The sequence below is a fragment of the Nocardia sp. NPDC050630 genome, assembly GCF_044457245.1.
Lineage (GTDB): Bacteria > Actinomycetota > Actinomycetes > Mycobacteriales > Mycobacteriaceae > Nocardia.
On record NZ_JBITGN010000034.1, the window covers coordinates 8927 to 31429 of the forward strand.

A 22503-nucleotide genomic window follows, 5' to 3' on the forward strand; every position below is an offset into this window, starting at 1 on the left:
TCTCCCGAAGAGATCGGTGTGGGTTGAGCGTACTGCCGTCCATCTCGGGGCGGCAGATTCCGCGCAAGAAAACATACAGAATATTCACAATATGCACAACTGATCAGAGTTTGGGGGCGTGAGAGGAGGTGCGTGGCTGCCGTTGCAGTTGACGGCGGCGGTCGGCGGCGGTGATGGTTGCGGGTGCCCGGGGTGTGGTCGGCGTTGTGGGTGCCGTGGGTGCCGGATCCTGTTGTGGTGGTGGGGATGTCGATGAGGCGGAGGCATCGCCGGGTTGATGTTCTGATTCTGGTGCTGGCTCGGGGACCGGGTCGTCGGTGATGGGGTCGTTGGTGCCTGCGGCGAGTGCGGTGGTGTTGCCTGCGGCGTAGAGGGCGGCGCGTTCGGCCATGTTGGCGCGGACGGCGGCGACGTATTGGTCTTTGGTGGCGAAGGAGGAGTTCTTGACTGTCGCTTCGGTGGGGTTGAGGTACAGCGACCAGCCGGGTAGCCGTCCCTGGGTGCAGAGTCGTTCGTCGCGGGCTTCGCGGGCGGCGATCGCTTCGGGAGAGTTCTCGGCGGCATCCAAATCGAGGCGCAGTTGAGTCAGTTCTACCTTGGCTGCGACGAATTCGTCGGCGCGGTCGAACGGCGCACCGATGATGTTCTTGGAGTATGCGAGGTCGGCGTTCATCTGTTCGAGGTCGGCGCGCAACTGGATGACTTTGGTGTCGAGTCCGTTGTAGGCGTTGGTGATTCGCGCGGTCAATCCGCGTGCGGTGGCCGCGTCATCGGGTGTCTTTGCTGCTCGTGTTGCCTTGTCGGGGTCGTTGGTTTCTCCGGTACCGGTCTTGGCTTGGGGGAACAGATCGGCGCGTTCGATCGAGGTGCTGACGGGCAGTTCACCGATCTTCAGGCGCAGAATGCCGTATGCCACATCCAGGCTGGCCAGGATCGGATGCCCGTCGAGGTTGGCGATGGCCTGCGGCTCGGCGATGAGATGGCGTTGTTTGTAGGCGGCGTCGGCCTCGAGGAAGGCGCAGCGTGCGGCGTGTAGTAGCGCTTTGTTGGCTTTTCCGCGGTCGGTGAAGTTTTGTCCGCCGACGACGATGATGCCGGGCTGGTTCGCCCACGCGGCGGCGGCTGCGAGGTGCGGGGTTGCGGTGTCGACGAGCCGTTTGGTGCGGCGGATGTCGGCGGGCAGTGACTTGATGCGCCATTGGGCGCGTGCGCGGGTTTCGGCGTGTGCTTCTTCCAGAACACTGAGTTGGCGTACTTTCTGCTCCAGTTCGGCCATTTGGACGAAGCGGGGGTCACCGGTGGAGACGGCTTTGGTCATGGCGGCCGCCTGGACTATGTCGGCATCGTCGCTTTGCTCGATCTCGTCCACGTCGACCTTGCCGGTGCGGGCTTGCTCGATGAACTCCGCCTTGGTCTGGACTTTGGACCACATGAATGCGTCGATGGTGCCTTCGGCGGCGTAGACGATGATGTCGACTTCGTCGTTTTGGTTTTGTTGGCGGATCACGCGGCCTTCGCGCTGTTCGAGGAAGTCGGGGCGCCAGGGGACGTCGATGTGGTGTTCAGCGATCGCGCGGGTTTGGATGTTCATCCCCGTGCCCATTTTTTCGGTGCTGCCGAGCAGGATTGCGATGTGGCCGTTGCGGCAGTCGTCGCTGAGCTGGCGTTTCTCGGATGGTTTGCGCGCGTCGTGGATGAACGCGATCTTGTCTGCGGGCATCCCGTTCAGGCCGAGCTCGGGCAGACCTGCGATCAACAGATTCTTGAGGGTGGCGTAGAGGGAACGATCCTTGGTGTCACTGGTTGGGGTGCCGCGATCGCAGAAACCGATCTGCAGCGCACCGGGCACGGGGTGCAGGTCACCGTTGGGGGCGCGGTAGCGGTTGTTCTTGGTGGCGTGGTGCCGGGTGAGCATCTCTCGCGCGACGACGTAGGCGCGGGTTTGGGTGAGTTCGGCGTCGAGGCCGACGAGTTGGGCATCCAGTGCTGCGTTGCGGCCGTCGCTGAGGATCTTGAGCGGGTTGTCCTTCCACGATTTGTCCGGATCGAGTTCGGACATGCGGTAGTCGAGATCAGCGATGAAGTCCTTGATCTCCTGCGACGGTACGGTCGTGACGATCAGTCGTTGGCCGCCTCGCATCGCGGGGAGCTTGGCGGGGACCTGTTTTCGGGTGACGACGTCGGTGTAGATCCGTGTCAGTGCCAGCATTTGGGGCAGGTTGGCGTAGCTGGCGATCTTCTCTTCCGCTTTCACGCTGGTGCCGGCGGCGTTGGTGGTGATGACCGATTTCGTCGTGGTGAACACCGAGCCCCAGTCGGTGACGTCGAGTAGCCCGCGTTCTCTGAGCAGGTCCGGGCGCAGGTATTGCTGGTGGACCCATTCCTCGGCCAGAGCGTTGGCGATCCGGGTGCCGGTGGCCGCGGTGGCGATGCGCATGTTGTCGAATACCGGTGTCGCACCGCGCGCCAGGACCGCTGCGGCGGCGCGGTCCTCGAGCATTTTCAGCACCAGCGCGATGTTCTCCGCGCGCCCGGAGCCCGGCGACAGCGCGAGTTCGGGCACCGGAGAGTAGCGGGCCTTGTTCTTGTACAGGTGGAATTCGTCGATCAGCACATAGTCCAAACCGCTGTCTTCGAGGGTCAGCCCAATGTCTTTCGCTGCCTCGGTGAGCTTTTCCAGCCTCTTCTGCAGATGCTTCCTGGCCCGCATGAGGTCTTTGAAGCTGCGGTCGGGAGTTCCGTCGTCGTTGTCGACCGAGGCCAGGACGGCGTCGAGTTCGGCGAGCTGGTCTTTGATATAGCGGGCGCGTCGTGCGGGTTTGACACCGATCTTCTCGAAGGTCGACATTCCGACGATGACGAAATCCCAATCGCTGGTAGCAGTTTGGGCGACGAAACGACGCCGCTCGGCGGCGGTGAGCCCTTGCGGTGCGGACAGGATCTTCGCGGTCGGAAACCACAGACCGGCGTACAGGACGACGTCTTCGACAATGTGGTTGGGGACCACGAGCCACGGCTGATTCACCAGTCCGCGCCGACGTAGCTCCCACGCGATCATCAACATCGTGCCGGTCTTGCCCGCACCGACGACATGGTCGAGCTGAGTGGTCGGTTCGGAGATCCCGCGCGCTGCGCCGTCGAGCTGATATCGGTAGGGCGTGATCTCCGAGGACAAGCCGGCCAGCTCCAGGAACCGCCCGTCGTGGCGGGGCTCGACCCAGCAGTTCAACGTGTTGTTGAACAGCGCGACCAGACGTTCGCGGCGCTGCTCATCAGCCCAGAGCCAGCGCCGGAATTCCACACGGATCCGGTCGGCTTGAGCTTGAGCCTGTGCGGTGGCCTTCGTGTTGACCAGCGGAGCACCGGCCTCCATCTCCTTGGCCGTGTGGTGGACGACGATGTTTTTGCTGTTACACAGTGCTTCCAGGAGTTCGAGCGCGCTGCGGTGGCGGGTACTCCAGGACCGTTCCCGCTCGCTGGCCTTGGAACTGCTCTCGAAACGCATGACACCGCTGACGCGTGAGGCCTTGACATCGGCCAGCCCGAAGATCTCCGTGACGAAGTCGGCGTAGTCCTCGGTCGGAATCCACACGGTCCCGGGCTGCACCTTGATCCGGGGGGCTTCGCGCCATTCAGGCGCGACCGACTCGAGCGCGGCCACGTTCTCAGCGAAGGCCGGGTCGGCAGCCGCGGCCAAGCGCGCATGGGTGAGTTTGGCGCGCACATCGCCACTGAGGTACTTCGCGGCCGGGACCAATGTGTCGGGTCGGTCGGGGTCGGCGAAGACCTGCCCTTGCAGGCGTTTACGCGCGCTGGCTTCATCGACCTTCAACAGCTCGGCGATGAACCCCAAATCCACTCCGCGCCCGGCACCCAGACTGATCGACAGCGCCTCGGCGGCATTGTCGGTGGAGGTGACGGTGCGTGGTGTGGTGACAACGTCCTTGGTGAAAATATTGGCTTTGAGGGCGCGGCCGGTGCGTTCGTCGAAATGCTCGAGGGCCAGCACCGAGGCCATCGTCGGGTCGCGCCCGATCGCCCCTTCCAGATGCTGGCGTTTCTTCGACCGCGGCACCGCGGTCCAGGCTTTGTCGTCGAGTTCCTCGACCACTTCGGCGGGCAACGCGCCGACGTAGGGGTGACCGTCGTCGTCGGAATGTTTGTTGCGCCATTTGATTTCCAGTTCGGCGTAGCGCTTGTCGCGTTCCTGTTGGCTGCGCTCACGCCCACCTTGCCAGGTGAAGCGGTTGATCGGCCCGTACCGGGAGAGGTAGTCGTCATAGGCTCGGTTGAGCCGGGCGCGGGCCTGCGCGCGTTCGTGCGGGCCGAGGTTCTCGCGCTGGGCGCTGACGAGCTGGTGTGCCAGGTCGCGCAGATGCAGCAACTCACGTGTCTCGCGTGCCCGGGTCCGGTAGACGTTGACCGGCTCCCAGGTACCGAATTCGGTGACCGCCTCGAACCCGCCGTCGCGGTGGCGCATCATGCCGATCGGGTGAGTCAGCATCTGGTCGGGGTCACCCACCGCCAGCCCCGAGGACGGTTCCGGATGCTCGGCGAGGTCACCCGCGCGGGCAGTCAGCGCCAGGCCTTGCCTGCTGGCGGTCCGCACGATCTCGGTCAGCGCGGCACCGACCTGCTTCGGCAACAGCGACAGGTCCTCGTGGGTGACGTTGAGCGAGCCACCGCGATACATTCCGTGCCCGGCCGAGACCTCCCCGAGCACGTACTGCGGGTTCTCGGTGAACCACGTGTTGATCGGCAAACTGGTGTTCTCGCCGGTGACGGTGTCGATGAATTCGCGCTCGACCGAGCGTTGGAACTGCAGGTTTCGGGCCACCACGGCGTCGGGTTGTTCTGGGGGCTTGGTCGGGTCGGGCGGTGGTTCGCGTTTGCGCAGCACGATGATGTCGGTCACGACCGGGGTTCCCGCGACGCGGGTGAATGCCGCGCCCGGAAGCCGGACCGCGCCAACGAAGTCCGCGAGGGCGAGCATGTCCGTGCGTGCCATGTCGTTGACCGCGTCCATCGTCCACGCCGAGCTGATCACCGCGACATAGCCACCGGGCGCGGTCATCGCCAACGCCTTGAGGATGAACGCGTTGTGGATCATGTGACCGCGCGGGTTGTACTTCGGGTCGCGAACCTCCCACTTGCCGAAGGGCACATTGCCGATCGCAGCGACGAACGACGACGGCGGAAGGTGGGTGTGTTCGAACCCTTCCAGTCGCACCAACGCATCCGGGTAGAGCCGGTGGGTCACGCGCGCGGAGATCGGCTCGTTCTCCACCACAACCATCTGCGCGTCCGTCGGCGCCAAGCCGACGAATGTTCCCGTCCCACCACCGGGTTCGAGAACGCGGCCACCAGAGAACCCAGCCTCGATCACGGCCGTCCACATCGCTTTCGCGACGGCGGGGTCGGTGTAGTGGGCATTAAGTGTCGACTCCGCGGCCGTGTCGAAGGCGTCGGCGTCGAGCAATTCGCGCAGGCGTTCGCGGTCGGCGTCCCAATCCGTTTTGCGGGGGTCGAAGATCTCTGGGACTGCGCCCCATCCCGAATACGCCGCCAATTGCGGCTGTTCGGTGGCGCTCGCGGGACGATCCTCGGCGTCCAAACGGGCGAGGATCTCGATGGTGTCCATGTTGGCGCGGGCGCGACCACGCTTACCGCTGGGTACGGTGACGACGCCAGGATGTACCCAGTTCCGTGCGACCGGCACCCGATCAGTCCCGCTCACCAACTCCGCTGAGCCACCCGCGGCGGCGGGGCCGTCGGGTTGTGCCACGATGACCGGAACGGTCACCACAGGTGTGTAATCGTCGTCGGCGTCTTGTGTCTGCGCGTCGCGTTGGGCTTCGAGGATGCGTTGGCGCAGAGGCTCATAGCCCGCGCCCGCGTCGTCGACCCAGAATGGATCGGCCAGCTCCGCACGATCGATCAGTGCGATCGCCTCGGTGAATTCGCCGCGCCGGTACGCTGCGATCGCCTCGACATTGCGCAACCGGGCCGCGGTCTCGGTGCGATCGCGCTGCCGTTGCCTGACCTGTGCTTGGGTGGCCTTCAGAATCTCTTTGCCGCGCTCGGCGATCCGCGCGCGAGCCACGGCCTCGACCGCCTCGATGGTGTGCCCGGGGGGCAGTTTGCGCACCGCGACTTCGGCGACGTAGCGTGCAGCCTCGCGAGCACCGCCGCGGCCTTTGTAGAGCGCGGCGTAGTCGTCGGTAATGCAGGTGATGATCGCGCGCTGTACCGCGCTCAACTCGGTGACAGGCACGGCGGGCGAGCCCTCGGCAGGCGCAGACGGCCTCGCCTGTTCACTGTTCGGCCCGCCCGCCCTAACGGCGTGTACCTGTGATGGTCGCGCAGTGTCGTGATCGGCGTCGGTGGACGCAGTAGCGGGTGCGGGGCGTAGTGCCTGTGCGGTATCGGGTTCGGCTGCTACCGGGGTCCGCACGTGCGGGAGCTGGGTTGGTGTTGCGGTTCTCGTGCGTGACTGGGGTGGTGGTGCTTGTGTAGTGGAGTGTTGGCGGCTCGGTGGTGCGATCTCGGCGCTGATCTGGGCCAGGCTCATGCCGAGGGTCTTGGCGGTGCCGATGGTTCGGCTGGATCGGCCCGGGTTGTACACGAACGCCCCGAAGGGGCCCGCGAGGTCGAAACGCAGCCGGTACCGGATGGTCGGGGCGATGGCTTTGGGGCTGGCCAGCAATAGCTCGTAACGGCGATCGCGGGGATGGGGCTGGTGGAAGTCCTCCTCGATGTCCCATCCGCGTGCACTGGCTTCCTCGGCCAGTCTCGTCGCCTCCGGCGGCTCGGTCCGCTCAGCGATCCAAGCGGCATCGTCTTCGGCGACATCGCGGTGGAACTCGCGGATCACGCTCAGAATCTGTGCTGGCGAGTCCGCTGTCGGCAGCTCGAGATCTGTTTCTCCTCCACCCTGTTCGCGTTCGGCTTCGTCGGCCTGGGCGAGAATCCGGTATTCGCTGCTTCCCGATTGCGGGGTGCCGATTGCGAAAACACGCCCGGCGGCGGCGATTTCGAAGGTGTAGCGGGTGCCGTCGTCCTGGTCGACGTAGGCGTCGATCAACCCGTCGAAAGATTCGAACGCGGGGTTGAATTCGTCATCGAATGGGGCGGTGTAAGCGGAGCCGGTCGCGTGTTGCCACACCGATCTCGCCAGGGATTCGGCAACGGTGCCATCCTCTGGTACGCCCGCTGCCAGCGCGCGGGCGCCGCCACGCACGAGCGTGTCGATGGTATCCGCGCTTGTGGTCGTGGATTTGGGGTCTTCGTGTAATAGCCGCTGCAAGATTTGCGACGCGGCGGGCAGGGCGAAGCCGCGGTAAAGGTCGGCATCGCCGGCTGCGCACAGCTGTGCGAGTGGGCCGGCGCCTGCGGCGTGCTCGATCAACGCTGACAGCGCTGCCGCATCCGAGGGCCCGTTGTCATGTCCGGAGTCGGGTCGGGTGGGTTCGTCGTTGCGCGCGGTGGATAGCCCTACTGGTGCGGCATCGGGTTCGTCGACGGTGACGGGATGGTGTGTGCGCCATACGGTGTCGGCGACTCGCAGGGCGAGTGCTTCCATGTTTCCGCGACCCGCGATGTGCGACCATGCTGGCGCCACGGTCGAGTCCGGGGCGGTGCCGAGATCCTCGTCCACGACCTCGACGATGATGTCGGTGGCCGCCTCGATCGCCGCGTCAAGGTACTGGTCATAGCGGTTTGGACCAGTCGCGATCGTCGTCATCCATTCCGACGCGCTCGCGCGTTCGAAAATCAGCGTCTCGAGCCGCTCGACCTCTGCGCGGATCTCTTGCTCCGAAGGCGTGGGCGCTGCGGCGGATCCGCTGTGGTGATCGCCAGTGCTGGTTGCGGAAGTGTTTGCGTCTGGTTGCGCGTCGAGGAGTCCGGGCGGCGGCGCGGGTTGGGTGCGCGCGGTGATGTAGTGGTCCAGGTGCGCCAGGAGTTGGGTGCGGTCCTGGTCGGAGGTATGCAGCCGGAACAGGCCGAGTTCGAGCTGGGCGCGAACCTCCCCCGCCTGGTCGGGTGCGTCGGCGATCGACCAGACCGCCGCGTCGATGGCGTCGAGGACCGCGCGGGGATCGGCGTCGCCGGACTGTGCGGGTGTTCGGCGCGCGGCGATGAGATCGCGTGCCTGCCAACGGATCTGCTCGACCGCCCGGTGCGCGCCGAGGTCGGCCAGTGCGCGGTCGAGTTCGGTGCGCAGTTCCTCCGGTGACTGTGGGCCGTCGTATTCGGGGGTGCTCAGCGTCGCGGACAGGCGAGCTATCTGCGCTTGGCAGTGCGCGATCTGCAGAGGCACCAGCGCGGGCCGGTCGTCGGGGTCGGGTGCGCCGCGCAGCGCCGACAGCGCATCGATCTCAGCGTTGACCAACTCCATCAACGCGGCGGGGACGGGTTCGCGCGGCTCGGTGCGCGCCGAGGCACCGAGCAGGGCGATATCTTGCTGGAGTTGTTGACGTTCCAGCTCAGACAACTCAGGGTATTCACGTAGGGCGGCAGCGAAATCTTGGCGGGCGCCGTCGAGTTCACGCAGGAGCGCTCGGCGGTCTCCGCCACGTGTCCAGGTGGACGGGTCGACATCGAGTTCGGCGGTCAACCGGGCAATGCGTGCCTCGGTGAAAGTCCGTTGGGCGGTCAAGGCCGTCCGCCAGTCTGTGTCGCCGTTTGCCTCGGCGGCCAGCAACGCGGTCTTGGCGGCATGCTCACTGCGCAGCGGAGCAAGCAAGGCCTGTGGAATTTCCTCAGCGAGCGGCGCGCCGATCAGCGCCTCGAAATCGGTGCCGTCGACGATGTCATCGGCGGGGAGCGGATTCGCGGTGGTGAGCTCGATCGCGGCGAAGCCCACGTCGTTGCGGACTTCTTCGAGTGTGGGCCGGCGCCCGTCGTCGTCTCGGGCGTCGGCGAAATGCCCTGCCAGCGAGCGGGACTGGTCGTAGATCGGATTGCCATCCTGCACACGCCAGCGCAGGACATAGCGGCGGTGCCCGCGCACGGTGTGTGCCTCCAAGGTCAGCCGGTAGTAGTCGCGCGGTGTGTCCGGGCTGGGGGCGGTGTGGTGTACCCGCCATCGGCTTCGGGTAGCGCGTTCGGCGATCGTGGTGGCCTCGGCAGGCGGCAGGGGAAACCCGGGCGCGCCACCGTCGATGACCATCGTGTCGGCGGGTTCGGGGTCGGCGAGGTTCGACGCAAAAAACGGCGAGGTGTCTTGGCTCCCAATCGATTCGGCGGCCACGGGGGTGGAGACGATCGTGGCGACCGGATCCAGTGTTGCGGGCTCATTGAGAGTCGTTGACGGGAAATCGGTCCGGGAGCGGCGGGGCTGGCCCGTCATGTCAGCTGGTGCGCCGGGCTCGAGCTGACCACCTGCGGCAGCGGCGTCGACCTCGGTGTGCACGGACGTGGTGGGTGGGTCGTCACGGTTGTCGCGCGTTGGGGCCAGTGCGTTGGGTGGGTGAGATTCTGGTGGCTCGGGAGGGTTCGCCGAGATGACCGGGAGTTCCGGGTCGGCGACGTAGTCGGTGCTCTGGGTACGGTAGGTGATGGTCGTGTGGTCTAGCGCTTCCTCGAGTTGGCGGACGCGATTGCTGCGCACGCGGTGACCCCAGCGGCGTGGTAGATACCAGGCTCCGTTGTCGCCGATGCTGCCCGAGAACCTGAAACTAAACGCTTTCAGACGTTTGTGTAGTTCGTAGTCATCGCTGGTGGTGCCATGGACCAGCGTTGCGGTGCTGGTGTGCACGATGACAATGCGCGGGTGCGGAGAGTCGTCAGCGTCGGACGTCGATGGATTCGACTGTCCTGCCGCAGAATTCGCAGTAGTGGTGCCAGTTTCCAGGCGAGGCAGAGCATTTCGGGTGCTGTTGCGGTAGTGTCCGCCGGCGTCGTTGATCGGCACCGGCTCGGTGAGGTCGACCAATCTGGGCAACGGCTGGCTGCCCTGCGGCGGATTATCGGCCTGTGCGAAATCGACAGGGGCGCTGGCGGTCTCGGCGCGACCCGGCGGCATGCGGGGCGTATCGGAGAGTGTGTCTAGAGTTCGGGTAGTGATCGTCGTCGCGATCTGGTCTGCGTTGGTGTCTTCAGCAGTCGCCGTGGACGGCTCCGGCGGTGAAACCGTTGGGGGGGAAATCGCATTCGTGAGTTGAGGGTTAGCGGGCTGGCACGACGTGGGCGGGTCGAGGGCAGGGTGGGGGGGTGTCGGTGGTGGGGTGCCGCCGTTGACGCTGGTGTGGTCGAAGGCATAGGCCAGCGATCCAGGGTCGAGTACTCGCCGGGCCCGGGTGACCGCGACGTAGGCCAGCCGAAGTTCCTCCGCGGACGGGAGGATCAGCTCGCCGGTCGACGGATGACGTTTGGGGCCTTTGAAATCGTCGCCGATGCGGACCTGATCCCATTCCAGCCCTTTGGCTTTGTGAGCGGTGGAGACGATGACATCCGGTGTCGCGAATTGCAGGGCGCGTGCGTGGACGGCCTTGCGTTGCCCGGCGCTGCCGGTGGCGATCCACACCTGTAGGGGTTGGCCTTTGTCTTTGCCTTTCGTCTGGCGGCGGCCCTCGGGGTCAGGGCGGCGATCGAATCCGGCGCGGCCGAGGATCGAGCGGACCGGATAGGTGTTGCCCTCGGCGATCAATCCGTGGTCGGTGTCACGGAATTTCACCCCGTCCAGCCCCTCGTCGCTGTGTTCCTGGACTCGCCGCACGAGTGCGTCGAGTGCGTCGATGCCGTTGCGCTCGACCATGCCGACCAACATGACGAGTTTGGGATCGTCGCCGTTCTGGCTTTCGGCGAGAACTTCCGACCAGCTGCGGAACGGGGCGAGGTCGTCGTGCATGCGGCGAGGAGCGGTCGTCTTGCCTTGCAGGAAGCGGGCTGTGTTTACCAGCGAGGTCAACTCGGCTTTGGTGCCCTTGGGCACCCCGACGATGCCTCCGGCAGCCAGTTCCCGCGCGATCTCGGCGATCGCGCCGGCATTGGAGCGCACCAGGATCGCGTCGGCGCAGTCCAGCGTGGCTGGTTCGGTGATGTGGGAATCCGCGCCGCCGCCTTCGATGCGTTTGTTCGAATCGAGCATCTGCAGAAACCGGTTGCCGATATCGGCGACTTGCGGCCCGAAGCGCCAACTCTTGGTCAACGGCAACTCGATATCGGCGGTGGCGGTGTGCAAGAAGTCCACGGCCCCGGTGAAGGAGTAGATCGCCTGGTCCTGGTCACCGACAATGACCTTGCGCATTCGCTGTTCGGCGACAACGCGGGCCAGCACCGGCGGGGTGTCCTGGGCCTCATCCAAAAACAGCACTGTCGCTGCCCGTCTGAGCCCGGCCCCGGGGGCGGTGAGGTCCGGCCGCGACAGCGCCCACATCTTGCGCACATGGTCGAGGGTCAAGCGCAGCTGCCCGTCCTCGGAGGTCAGATCCGCCCATACCCGTTCGGCCAGCTTCACCACGCGGTCCTGCGTCGCTGCGGGCATCTCCTGGATCCGCACCGGCAAGTGGCTGCGCCCGATTCGGTCGTCGGCGCTGGTGGCGTAGGTGTCGACCGTGCGTAACGCGGCCATGGCCTGTTCCGGCACCGACAGCGGTCCTGCCTGCCCGGAGGGCAGTGTCCGGGTGATGCTCAGATGCCGGGCTACCTCGTCGGGTCGTCGTAACGCGTCCTCGTCGTCGGTGCGGTCTTGGACAGGCTTGGGTGCCCACTGATAGGCGATCGAGTGCCCGGTGCGTGGTTCGACGTTGGGGGGCATTCGTTCGGTGGCTTCTTCCTGCACCGATTTGTTGAATGCGATGTAGGCGATTCGTGCCGTCGGATCCTGCAGGCCGATTCGCCGCGCCAGCCCTTCCAATGTCGAGGTTTTCCCCGCTCCGGCACCGGCTTGCACTTTGACGTCCCGCCCGGCCAGCACCTGGTCATAGACGGTTTGTTGCTGGGGAGTCGGCGGAAACTTCTCTCCCGCGACCGCGACGGCAGGTGAGGCCGCCACGGCGAGCGTCGCGTCGCTCAACTCCGCCGCGATTCGCCCGCCGCGAGACGTCGAAGCCGACGACGACCTCGAACGCCGCTGGGATGCAACGGGTTCGGGTTCGGCGACCGTAGGAGTGGGGGCGGTTTCGCTGGGGTGCCGCGAACTTGCGCTCTCCGGGGCAGCGGGAGTCGTCGCCACGATGGTGGGTTGGGTTGCGGCGCTTGCCGATTCATCGGCAGTGAGGGGGGTTGAGGCGCTGTCGGCTGAGGAAATGATGGGGCCGGATTGCGATGTGATGGTGTCGATTCGCAGAGCTCGGCGCAGTAGGTGGTCACGGTTGGTGTCGGACAGTGTGTGATGTTCGGCGAGTTGGGCACGGATCTGCTCGGGCAGCGCAACGGCGAACCGGGCCAACGCCCGCCGCGTGACCTTCGCCGCCGGAGCAGGGACTGGTGTATTACCCGCGGTGGTGAGCCGGACGCCGATGGTGTCGACGTCGTAGGACAAGCCGGTCCACTGTGGGCGTGCCGCGACGATGTCGGCGCGCAGAGGTCCGGAGATGGGGTTGGTGAACAGTCGGGTGATGTCGATGCCGAGCCCGGCGGCCATGGCTTCGGGTGCGACGGCATACAGCAGCAGGAGTTGATCGTCGCTGAATTCTTCTGCTGTGCCCGGTGTGTGCGTGATCGGCGGGGTGCGCGGTGACGGTGCCGTGGTGGTTGCGGGCGTGGGCTCTGTGGCGGCGGGGGCCTGATCGACGGTCGAGGCTTCGTCGATGGTGTCGAACAGGCTCCAGGCATCGTCAACGGGATCGGTGGATGTGGTGGGCCGGGGCGCGGATGCGGTGCCCTCGACACGTTGCTGCTTGCCCTCGTCGGGATGTGGCTGGGGCGTTTCGATTTCGCGTTGCGCCCGAATCTTGGCGGACATCGCGGCGAGTTCGGCCACGCGTTGAGCGTGGCCGCGGAGCAGCGGCATGATCTCGGCAGTGTTCGAGGGCCAGCTGCGGTGCAGGAACGGATCGTAGGCTCCGCTGCTTTGCCAGCCGAGGGTGTGCTCATCGGCCACCCACACGCTGTGCAAGCCCTGCGCGCGCGACAGCGTGGACAAGAAAGCCATCCCACCGGATTCGATGCGGTAGAGCGGATTCACTCCGACACGGTCGACAACCGAAATCCGCTCGTGGGTCAGGTCGAGGCCGAGTTCGACACTGCGCCGCAGCGCGGTGTCGGCGCAGCCGGAGACTGCGGTGACCAGCAGTTGATCGCGTTCGTTCCTGCCGGTGGTGTCAAGTTTCGCAGCCAGCACTGAAGCCATCTCATCGACTGAGGCGAATTCGGCCAGCACCTGTGCAGCGACATGGTGTGCGGCGGCGGTAGTCTCGCCTGGCACCGGATCGGTGGGGGTGTCGATGTATCGGTGCAGCGTGCGGTGCACGAATTCGCGCACCTGCCGAGTCTGCGCGCCGCTGTTGCTGGCGGATTGGTTCAGCGCAGGATCGGCGAGGCCGTGCGCGGTGACGATATCGCTCAGCGTGGCTCGCTGAGCGGCGCTGGCTTGCGGGGGCTGTGGCGGGGTGACGGTGCTGGGTTGGTGGTAGATGCTGGTGCGCCCGGATTCCCAGATCTCGTGGGCCAGCTCGTCGAGGTCGGGGGCGTAGTGAACCTCGGCGCGAGGACCCGGGGTACGGGGGCGGTCGTGGATCAGTTGCCCTGCTTCGATCAACTGCCAGCCGTAGATGCCCAGTGGTGGAGTGAAGATTTCGTCTGCAACGAAGGACTTTTGCGGGTTGTAAGTGTAGGTGTTCTCGTCGGGCTGGCGATCGAATTGGAGGCTGACACGCCGCATACCTTGTGAGGTCCTGGCCAAGAAGGTCGCCCACCAGTGGGGCGGGTGCCATTCGCGGCCGTATCCCCGCACATCGCCATAGCTTTGCCATCCACGGGCGCGGGCGGCGGCGGTCAGTTTCAGGATCTCCGTGGGTGGAGGGTGTTGAGGAAACGGGGCCGAGTCGGGGCGTCGCGGGCTCGGTGCGCGATGCGTGGGCATCGGCAGCGCCGCAACACCTCCGGCGAGGGGGTGGGATGCGGGACTGTCGAATGTGGATGCGACGGTGTTGGTCTGGTCGACAGCGGCATTTGGCGACGGGTGCCCGCGGTGCGCATTATCTGCTCCCGCGTCGTTGAAAAGCGGCGAAGGGCTGGCATCGGTCGCGGCCATATCGCCGATGGCCGCAGGCACGGTGCTGGGCGGTTCGTCGGCTTCAACGCGGAGCGCAGCGGGTGCAACGTGGTACCTGGAAGGCACTGGGGTGGAGTCGGTTTGGTGACCCGGCGCCAGCGACGGTGCGTCACCGGGCTGTTCTGTGATCGTCCCGGAGACGGCGGTGTCGGAGCCAGCCTCTGGTGTTTCGGTGGTCGGCGGTGGGGCGGAATCGGAGTCGGGTCGCGGTCGGTTGTGTGCTGAGGTTGTTGTGGCAGAGGCGGATTCGTCGGCAGATTTGTCGGTCTCGGTGCCGGGGGTGTGCTGCGGTTCGGGTGTCGTGGCGGTGCCAGTGGCGAGGCGGTAGAGGGCGCGGGCCTCGGCGGCGGTGACTGCGGCGGGTTCGATGACAGCAAGGTCCAGCGGGTCGACGGTGTGGACCGTGCCGTGTGGTGATTCGGGTGAGGCCACGACGATTTCGGCCCAGCGCGTGGTGTCGTCGAGGTCGAGGTGGTCACACACCACTGCGACCTCGCCGGAACCCAGGTCCAGGACTCGGTCTCCGAGAGCGGGGTCGCTGCGGTGGACCCGCCGCAGGCGCTCTCCACGGTTCTGTCCGGCCGGCGTGCATATCGGGCGGCCGGCGGCCTGGTCACGGTCCAGATGGCCTTGGTCAGTGAGGTGTTCGATGACCGCTGCGTCGGCGACCGCGACAGCGGCCTTATCGGCGGGCCCAATCACGTAGCGGGTTCCGGATCGGTCGGCTCGGATCAAGTGGTGTGCGGCGGCACGCAGCAGCAAGTATTCGTCGGCGATCACTGCAAACGAGTCGGGGTCCTCGGCCGGTGCTGGTGCCACGTGGTCGGCAGTGACTGGTGTTCTGCCGGTGTCGATCTCGGCAACGTGGGACGCGACAGATGTAGCGGGCGGTGCGGGGTCGATTTTTACGGTGGGGGTGTGCTCGGCTGGTGCGGGTTCGGGGGTGCGGGTGGGGCCGTCGATGTCGAGGATGTCGTAGCGCAGGATCTGGCGCAGGATCCGCAGATCGGCGTGGTGGTCCAGGCGTCCGCGAACCTCGGCGGGCAGTTGCAGGGCGAATCCGGTCAGGGTGTCGCGGGTGATGCTCACCGGCGCGAGATCGGTGACGCCTCGAAGGTGCAGTACGCCGGATTCGGCGCTGATCTCCCAGGAGGCAGGATCACCCCAGACCGGTCGCTGCTCGATCACATCGGAGTGCGTGGAGAACACACGATCGGTGAACAGATCGGCCATGGCGGCCTCGGGGTCGGCGAGGGCGGCGGCCAGCACAGCCACGGTGGCGTCAGCGCAGATTGCCCACAGCAGATGCCGCTGATCGTTGGACAGGGCGACCGGCTGCGGCGGCGGGGTCAAAGTTGTGATGGCTTGTCCGGCCAGAGAGGCCACGATACGGCGGACATTCGTGAGTTGCAGTGGGCCTGGGCGCACGCTGATCGGTTCGGGTCCCTCGCCGATGCGGCTGGCGCGGGAGGCGGTCGGGTTGTAGATCAGGCCGCGGTTGGTGTCGTCCCAGACTAGACGCAGGTGATAGCGTTCGCCGCTGTCTTTTCGGTAGCGCAGCCCCAACACGACGCTGTGTTGCGGCACGGTCAGATAGTGGTAGCGCCACCCGAGCGCGGTCGCGGTGTCCACGATCGGCGCAGCGGTTGCTGGAACCGCGGCTAACGGTGCATCGGTTTCAGGGCCGAAGTGGTCGAGCGCGGCAGCGCGCAGGCGTTCGGTGGCCGCGGAACCGGATTCGATCCGGTCGGCATCGGCCAGCGCGCGCAGCGCGGGTTCGGGGTCTGCGGCGACGAGCGCGGTTTGGGCGTGCGCGCGAAGCCGATCCCCGATCGCGGTGCGGGCGGCTTGGCGGGCGCTGAGTTGAGCATCGGTGCAGACGAGTACTTCGTCGCGATGGGTCGCGACGTGCGCGGCGACCGCCTGCCACAGACTGGTGCGCAGGCTGCGGTCGAATTGTCTTTCGACATAGGTTTCCGCGGTGTAGCGGACCGCGCCTTCTTCACCGATTCCCATGCGCGGCCTGTACAGGTCATGGGTGTGGTCTTCGACCGCGCGGTGGACACGGGCGAGTTCGACGTCGGTGAAATCGTGGCCGATCCAGGCACGTTCGGCGATCGCGCCCGCCAATTCGCGCCGCGCCCACGCATTGGCGCGAAGCCCCAGCACCGCGCCCTGCTGGGCCGATACCGCGTCGGCGTCCGGGGCGATGTCGGTGAGGAGGTCATCGCAGGCGGCGTCGATCGCCGCGTAGACCGGTGCCGCGACCCGGGCGCAATAGGTGTCGTAGCTGTCGAGGCCGCGCACCGCGAGCGCGGGCGTGGTGAGAACGGTGGCGACAATGGCATCCAGCGACTCGGCGGCGTCATGCGGCAGCCGCGCGGCCGGTGCGGCGACGACGCGAGTGATGGCTTCGAGGTCTGTGCGATCGGTGCTCGCGTCGGACCCGGAGGCGTGGTCGTCGCTGCTGCCGGTGGGCTCTTCAGGTTCGAACACCCATCCTTGGCTGCGGTGGCGCCATCGCAGGGTGATGTCCTCGATGCGTTGCCCCACCTGGCCCGACAGCGTCAACCGATAGATCACACCGTCGCTGTCATGGGGCAGGAAACGGCCGCTGACCTGCCAATGATTGCTGATCGCGGTGTCTACCAGCGCGTGCGCGTCAGCCAAGTCCTGCGGGATCAGCGCGGGAACCGGGCGCAGTAGCCGCGACCACACCGACTCATGCCGCAACCGCCCACTACCAGCCCCGGCCGAGTCACGTTGCGGCCCAACCGAAGCTGAGGGCGGGAGCGTGGCAGGACGGCTGCTGTCCCGCACCGACGGCTGGGCTGCCGGTGGCAGATCGGGCGTGGTGACCACCGCATCGGAGTGCGAGCCAGTATCAGCGAGCTGTGCGGTGGGTGGTGTCGCGGGCGCGTCGTCGAGCGGTCGGTCGGACTCGAACAAGGTGAGCGCGGAGTCGTGCGGTGGTGTCGCGCCGGAGTCCTGTGGTCGCGGCGCGGATTCGGGGGTGGCGGTGGTGGATTCAGGAGTGTCGGTGGGCAGCGCCGGACGCGGGGCTTTAATCGGGCGGGAGTCGACCTCGGTGTCGGGGACGGAAGAGTGGTGCTGCGAGACGGCGGGGACCGAGGCTGTGCCGTTGTCGGTAGAGGACGCGGAAATGTCGGTGGTTCTTCTGGCGAGGATTGTGCGGGCGTGGTCGATGGCCGCGCGCAAATGTTGTTCGCCGATAGGAGAGTTCACGGTACTGATGTCGACCCACCAGTAGTCGCCAGCCCTTTGACCTGCACGACGCGGCTGTATACGGCGGCCGAGCACGATGTGCTCGCCATCGGGATCTCCGACGGTGATGATGTCGTTAACCGACAGGACATGCAGGTCCGCTCCGGGAACCGGATCGCCCGAGGCTGGAGCGTTGGCCAGGTGCCGGCGGCGCAGCTCGCGCAGGACATCGATGACGACGTCATCCCACACCAGTGCGTCGGCGTCGATGCCGCGGTCGGTTACCGCGCGCACGAGTTCTGGTGCGCTGGTGGTGATTTCGGTGACAGAGTCGTGGATCGCGGTAATGGACAGTGCCGACCATCGCGCTTCGCGCATCGAGCCGGTGTCGACGTCTTTAGGCATGAGTGCCGCCGATCGCACCACGGCGTGCAGCATTTCGTGACCGAGCAGCATGGCCCGCGCGTGCTCGGCGAACGCGTGACGGGCAGCTTTTACGTGGGCGCGGACGTCGGCGGCGTCCGGGGGGATGAGGTCGGCGTATCCGGCCGTGTGCAGGGCGTGGCCCATCGCCGCGCGGTGATCATCTCCCCAGTCCTGCTTCTCGGAGTTCGTCGGGGATGTGCGGACTACCCAGCTGTCGGCGGCCCAACAAATTTCGATGCCGTGGGACTCGATGCCCCAGCCGTCGCGGGTGGCGGTCCACACCCCCTCGGCGTTGGGCAGCAGGGTGGGCACGATGTTGTGGTGGATATCGGCGGCGAGCCAGTCACCGATGTCGGGGCCACCGTTGTGCAGGGCCAGATCGGGGCGACGCTGGGGCAATTCGTCGATGAGGCGGTCGGTTAGTTCGTCGAGAAGCCGGGCGTGATGGGTGTTGATCCCGTGGTCGCGGCGAAGGGCGATCAACGGGTTGGCTGCCAATTCAGCGGCGGCCCAGTCGCGCCAGGCCCGCACGCTCGCCTCATCGCGGAATGGATGCGGCGGCCATGCCTCGGTGTAGGCGTCCGGGCCCTCGGTGCCTGTACTCGATTTCTGTTGCAGGACCTGGATTGTGGAGGCCAGGTCGTCGTAGCTCGTGCCGTCGTCGTCGCGCCACAGCGGGTCGGTGAGGTGAGCTTGACGCAGGGTGGCCAGCGCCTCGCGGTATTCGCCCGCGTCGCGGTGGGTCAGCGCTTGGGCGCGTAGTTGAGCGGCGCTGCTGTGGCGGTTTTGGGTGTTGCGCGAGCGTGTGGACCAGCGCCAGGTGAGGGCTTCGGGTTGAGCGGCCAGCGCCTCAGCGGTGGCAGCTACGACCCGCCGCAGCCCGTAGGTGGCGGGCAGGTGGTCGAACAACCCCGAGGTCGCGATGCGGTAGGCGAGCCGATCGGTGTCGACCGGACTGCCGACGCTGTGATAGTTGTGGCCCCAATCCTGGATCTGAGTACGGATTACTGCCCGATCGATATCGGACAACCCGAGGTAGGGCACACCGATGACCGGCGCTGTGCGCGCGGGCTCGGCAGGCGGAACCGGCGGGGCTGTCGGCAGCGTCGTCGGCGGTCCGGAGCGTGGGGGCGGCTCCGGTGCTGCTTCGACCGCGCCGGGGTCCGGTGTCGACCCGCCAACAGCGAAAGAGGTTGGCGGGGTGGGTGTTTCCGGACGCGGGGCGGCGGTGGCGAGGATGCGGCGTGCGGCGGCGATGGCGTCGGTGAGTGTCGGCTCCCGCAGATCGACCGATGGTCCTGTCGGGTCGGGGATCCACAGGTCATGGTGGACCAGGGTGATGTGTGCGCCGTCGGGGTCGCCGATCACGAGGGTGGACGGGGTTCCGGCGTGCAGGTCCGAACCCAGCGGGGCGAGGTCGAACAGCGGCTGCTGGATGTCGCTGTCCGCAACACCCGATGGGTGGTAGGCGCGGTGCAGGTCGGTGAGGACCTCGGCGGCGGCGGTATCGCGCAGGAACTGTTCGGGATCCAGGCCTAGGGCGCGGGCATGGGTGAGCAAGACAGGTTCGGCCTCGCCGATGGCCTCGGTAATGGTGCGGACAGCTTCGCGGGTGTAGGCCGATCCGATCGCGGCATCGCCCGCCCGCTCGGAGGTGGTGTCGGGGTTGAGCACCGGTGAGCGGGCGGCGGCGTGGATGAATTCGTGCCCCGCCAATGCGGGGCGAGCCCTGTCGGTGAGTGCGGTGCGGATCGCGTGCACGCGAGCATGGATCGCGCGGTCACCTGGCCGGATATTATCGCCCAAATCCGCCACGAGTAGGGCTTGCGCGAGTGCGGCGCGGTGGTCGCTGCCCCAGCAGTCCGCGTGTGCGCCGCCGTGGGTGAGCACCCACCACGCGCCACGGCGATGCACGACCTCGACGTCGCTGCTGCCCGGCCGCCAACCCCGAGCGGTTTCGCGCCACAGCGAATCAGGCTCGGAACGCGCGAGCGCAGGCTGAATGCGCTGGTAGATGTCGGCGCGCAACCAGGTACGGGTATCGCGGTCGGCTGGATCGATTCCGAGGTGGGGCAGGTGCTCGGGCAGATCCGCCAGCACCGTGGTGACGACCTCTCCCAGCACGTGGTCACGCCGCGAGTCCAGTGGCTGCCCGAACCAGGTCGACACCAGCGGGTCCGAAGCCAGTTGGGTGTTTGCCCATTCACGCCACCGGCGCAGGTCGGTGTCGGTGACGAAGGGATGTCGCCAGTCACGGCGGGCGCGGGCAACCGCGGCTTCGGCGATCTCGAAGGCCAGTCCGGTCGCGACCGGGTGTTCGCCGGACCTGCTGTAGCGGCGCCGTGCGTCGCGCACGGCAACCTGCGCGAGGTCGGTGTCGGGGATGGCGGCGATCTTGTCGGCGACGAGCGCAACGAATTCCTCGGTGCGCGACAGTGTTTCAGGGTCGCGGCCGATGCGGCGCACTGTGGAGACGATGTCGGGGTCGGCGGCAATGTTGCCACGCAGCGATGCCCACAGCGGATCGGTGAGTGCGGTGCTGGCCTCGAACCAACCATCCAGGAACGCCTCGCGGATCTGCTCGGCCGTCCGCGCCGATCGTGTGCGCGCCAACGCGGCCGCGACATCGGGATGCCGGTCCGGGTCGGGAACATGCAGCATTCTTGCGGGTTCGAAGAGTGTGGCCCCCAACTCCTTCCACGCAGTGAGCGCGCCTGCTCCGGCGCGCCCGTCGGCCTCCACGCTCGCCCCGCCAGCGACATCGGGCGGGCGGGCGCGGCGCAGTGAGCCTGTCTTGGAGAACGCGTCGTACTCGCGGTCGTCTACGAAGCCGTCGGTCGCAGTGCGACCGAATGCGTTGTCCAACAGCAGGGTTCGTGAGGCGTGGCTGCCGGGGAGGCTGGTGTGTCGCCAGTGCGGGCCCAGAGTGGTGCCGGATCGGGCGTAGCGGTCCCCCGTATCGACGCGTTCGAGTACGACGCGACCGACGACAACATCGGCAACCGGTTCGGTGGTGGAGATTTCCACGACACGAACGATTTCGGGTTCCTGATACGACAGGGGCGTGTTGATGAGAACGTCGCCGACGGCCAGATCGGCGATCGTGGTGATCTGTGGACCGCTGGTGGATACTGCATGATGCTCGGTCGCCGACAGACTTCGACAGTCCGAAGGCATCGCGGCCCACCCGTATTCATGGTGGGTTCCGGTGGCGATTTCCTCCACAACCAGCGGGGTATCGAGCCCGTGCGGCGTTTGCACTACCCGCACGAGCAATGCATGGTGATCGGCTTTTATCACCAGCAGTTCGCCGGGTTGGACCTGCGTCAGCGGAGGACGCTCGGCCACCCCGGCGAACGACGGCCGCTGGGATCGAGAACCTAACTCGGGTTGGTGTTGGCGATCCGGAGTTGCAGGAGCCTGCGCTTCTCTCGCTCGAGCCCATCCACGAGTTCCTGGTGGATCTGAGCCAGCAGCGGATCCTCCGTGGAGGTCGGGATCGGCAGGTCCGCGCTGCGGCGCGCGTGCAGCAGGTGGGCTGCTGCCACCTTCGTGTCGACGTCGTGTCCGCGCCACAACTTCCGGGCCAGCCCGATCAGGTCGCTGTCGGGGTCCTCCGCCCACGGAGTCATCCACCGCTGCATCGGCGGCAGCGCCGTCCACTGCGCGTCCATCCGGGCCCCGATCAGCAACTCGCGGTCGAGTTGGCTCGGCTCCGCGTCCGGCCCGGTCTGCTCCTCGGGGAAGTCGAAACCGTCGTAGAGTTCGTGCAAAGCGATCTCGGTAGCCTGCAGTCGGGCGTTGTTGGCCAGCCCGATCTTCTCCTGCTCGGTCGGTTCGCGGTTCCAATCGACGCTGAACTGAGCCACGTTGTGCTCCAACAGCACCTGGGTCGACTCCTCGATCCGGCCAGCGATCTCCTGCACGCGTTCGCTCAGGTACTCCTCGCGCTGAGTCGGGCTCCAATCCCGGGGGAGTTCGCCCTGATAGCGATTCTCCACGTGCGCGCGCAACGGGCTCTGCATGTCCATGACCGGATTCGCTTCCGCCGAGTGGGAAGAGTGTGGGTTCGGTGTCCGCCAACGGTAACCCCTTGGCATCGTGAGGCACTGCCTCGGTCGTGGTGTGGGCATCACCGATCTCCTATAGAACCGTCGAATACGTAGCGGCAACCACATGACAGACCAACTGATCCGCCGCTGCGGGAAACGCGAAGTGGGGTCGCTGCGTCCGCGGGAGAGGCAATCGTGCGGCGCAACAACGATGGAATCGTCGACGCCTCATCCACCACCGTGAACTCAGGTGATGGGGGTTGGCTTTCGACGGTATCAGCGGTCAGCGACCCGCGCCAGCATGTGACACAGGGCTCGCGTAGCGACAGAACTGTTTCTTGGGTCGAAGCGCGAACGCGACGAGTGCACGAGTCGCGACGCCAGCTCACCAGTGGGTGAACGTCACTCGAAAGACGAACGCCTCGTAGCGATCTCGGGCATTGGCCGATCTCGCCGCTCGGAGAGTTGACTGGCCGTTCAGGACAGGCAGCGGACACCGGGGTCGCCGCAGCAACCGACGATGCCGCGATCGCGTCGAACCTTGCATGGGAATGGAATCCGTCGATCGGGAAGCGTTGA

General features: G+C 66.5%; 2 protein-coding genes. Both read right to left on the bottom strand.

Translation table 11 applies throughout. The features are described 5' to 3' along the window. Nucleotides 1–103: 103 nt before the first annotated feature. Complete coding sequence (locus ACIBG0_RS39670; RefSeq protein WP_397040377.1) at nt 104–21220, bottom strand: UvrD-helicase domain-containing protein; 21117 nt, start codon at nt 21218–21220, stop codon at nt 104–106. Nucleotides 21221–21252: 32 nt separating this feature from the next. Further along, nucleotides 21253–21903, bottom strand: a complete 651-nt coding sequence (locus ACIBG0_RS39675; protein WP_397040379.1) for a hypothetical protein — start codon at nt 21901–21903, stop codon at nt 21253–21255. Nucleotides 21904–22503: the final 600 nt, after the last annotated feature.

What these genes read in the sequence shown, in the direction of transcription:
- ACIBG0_RS39675 (WP_397040379.1), bottom strand. Translation starts at nt 21,903, where the DNA reads ATGGACATGCAGAGCCCGTTGCGCGCGCACGTGGAGAATCGCTATCAG.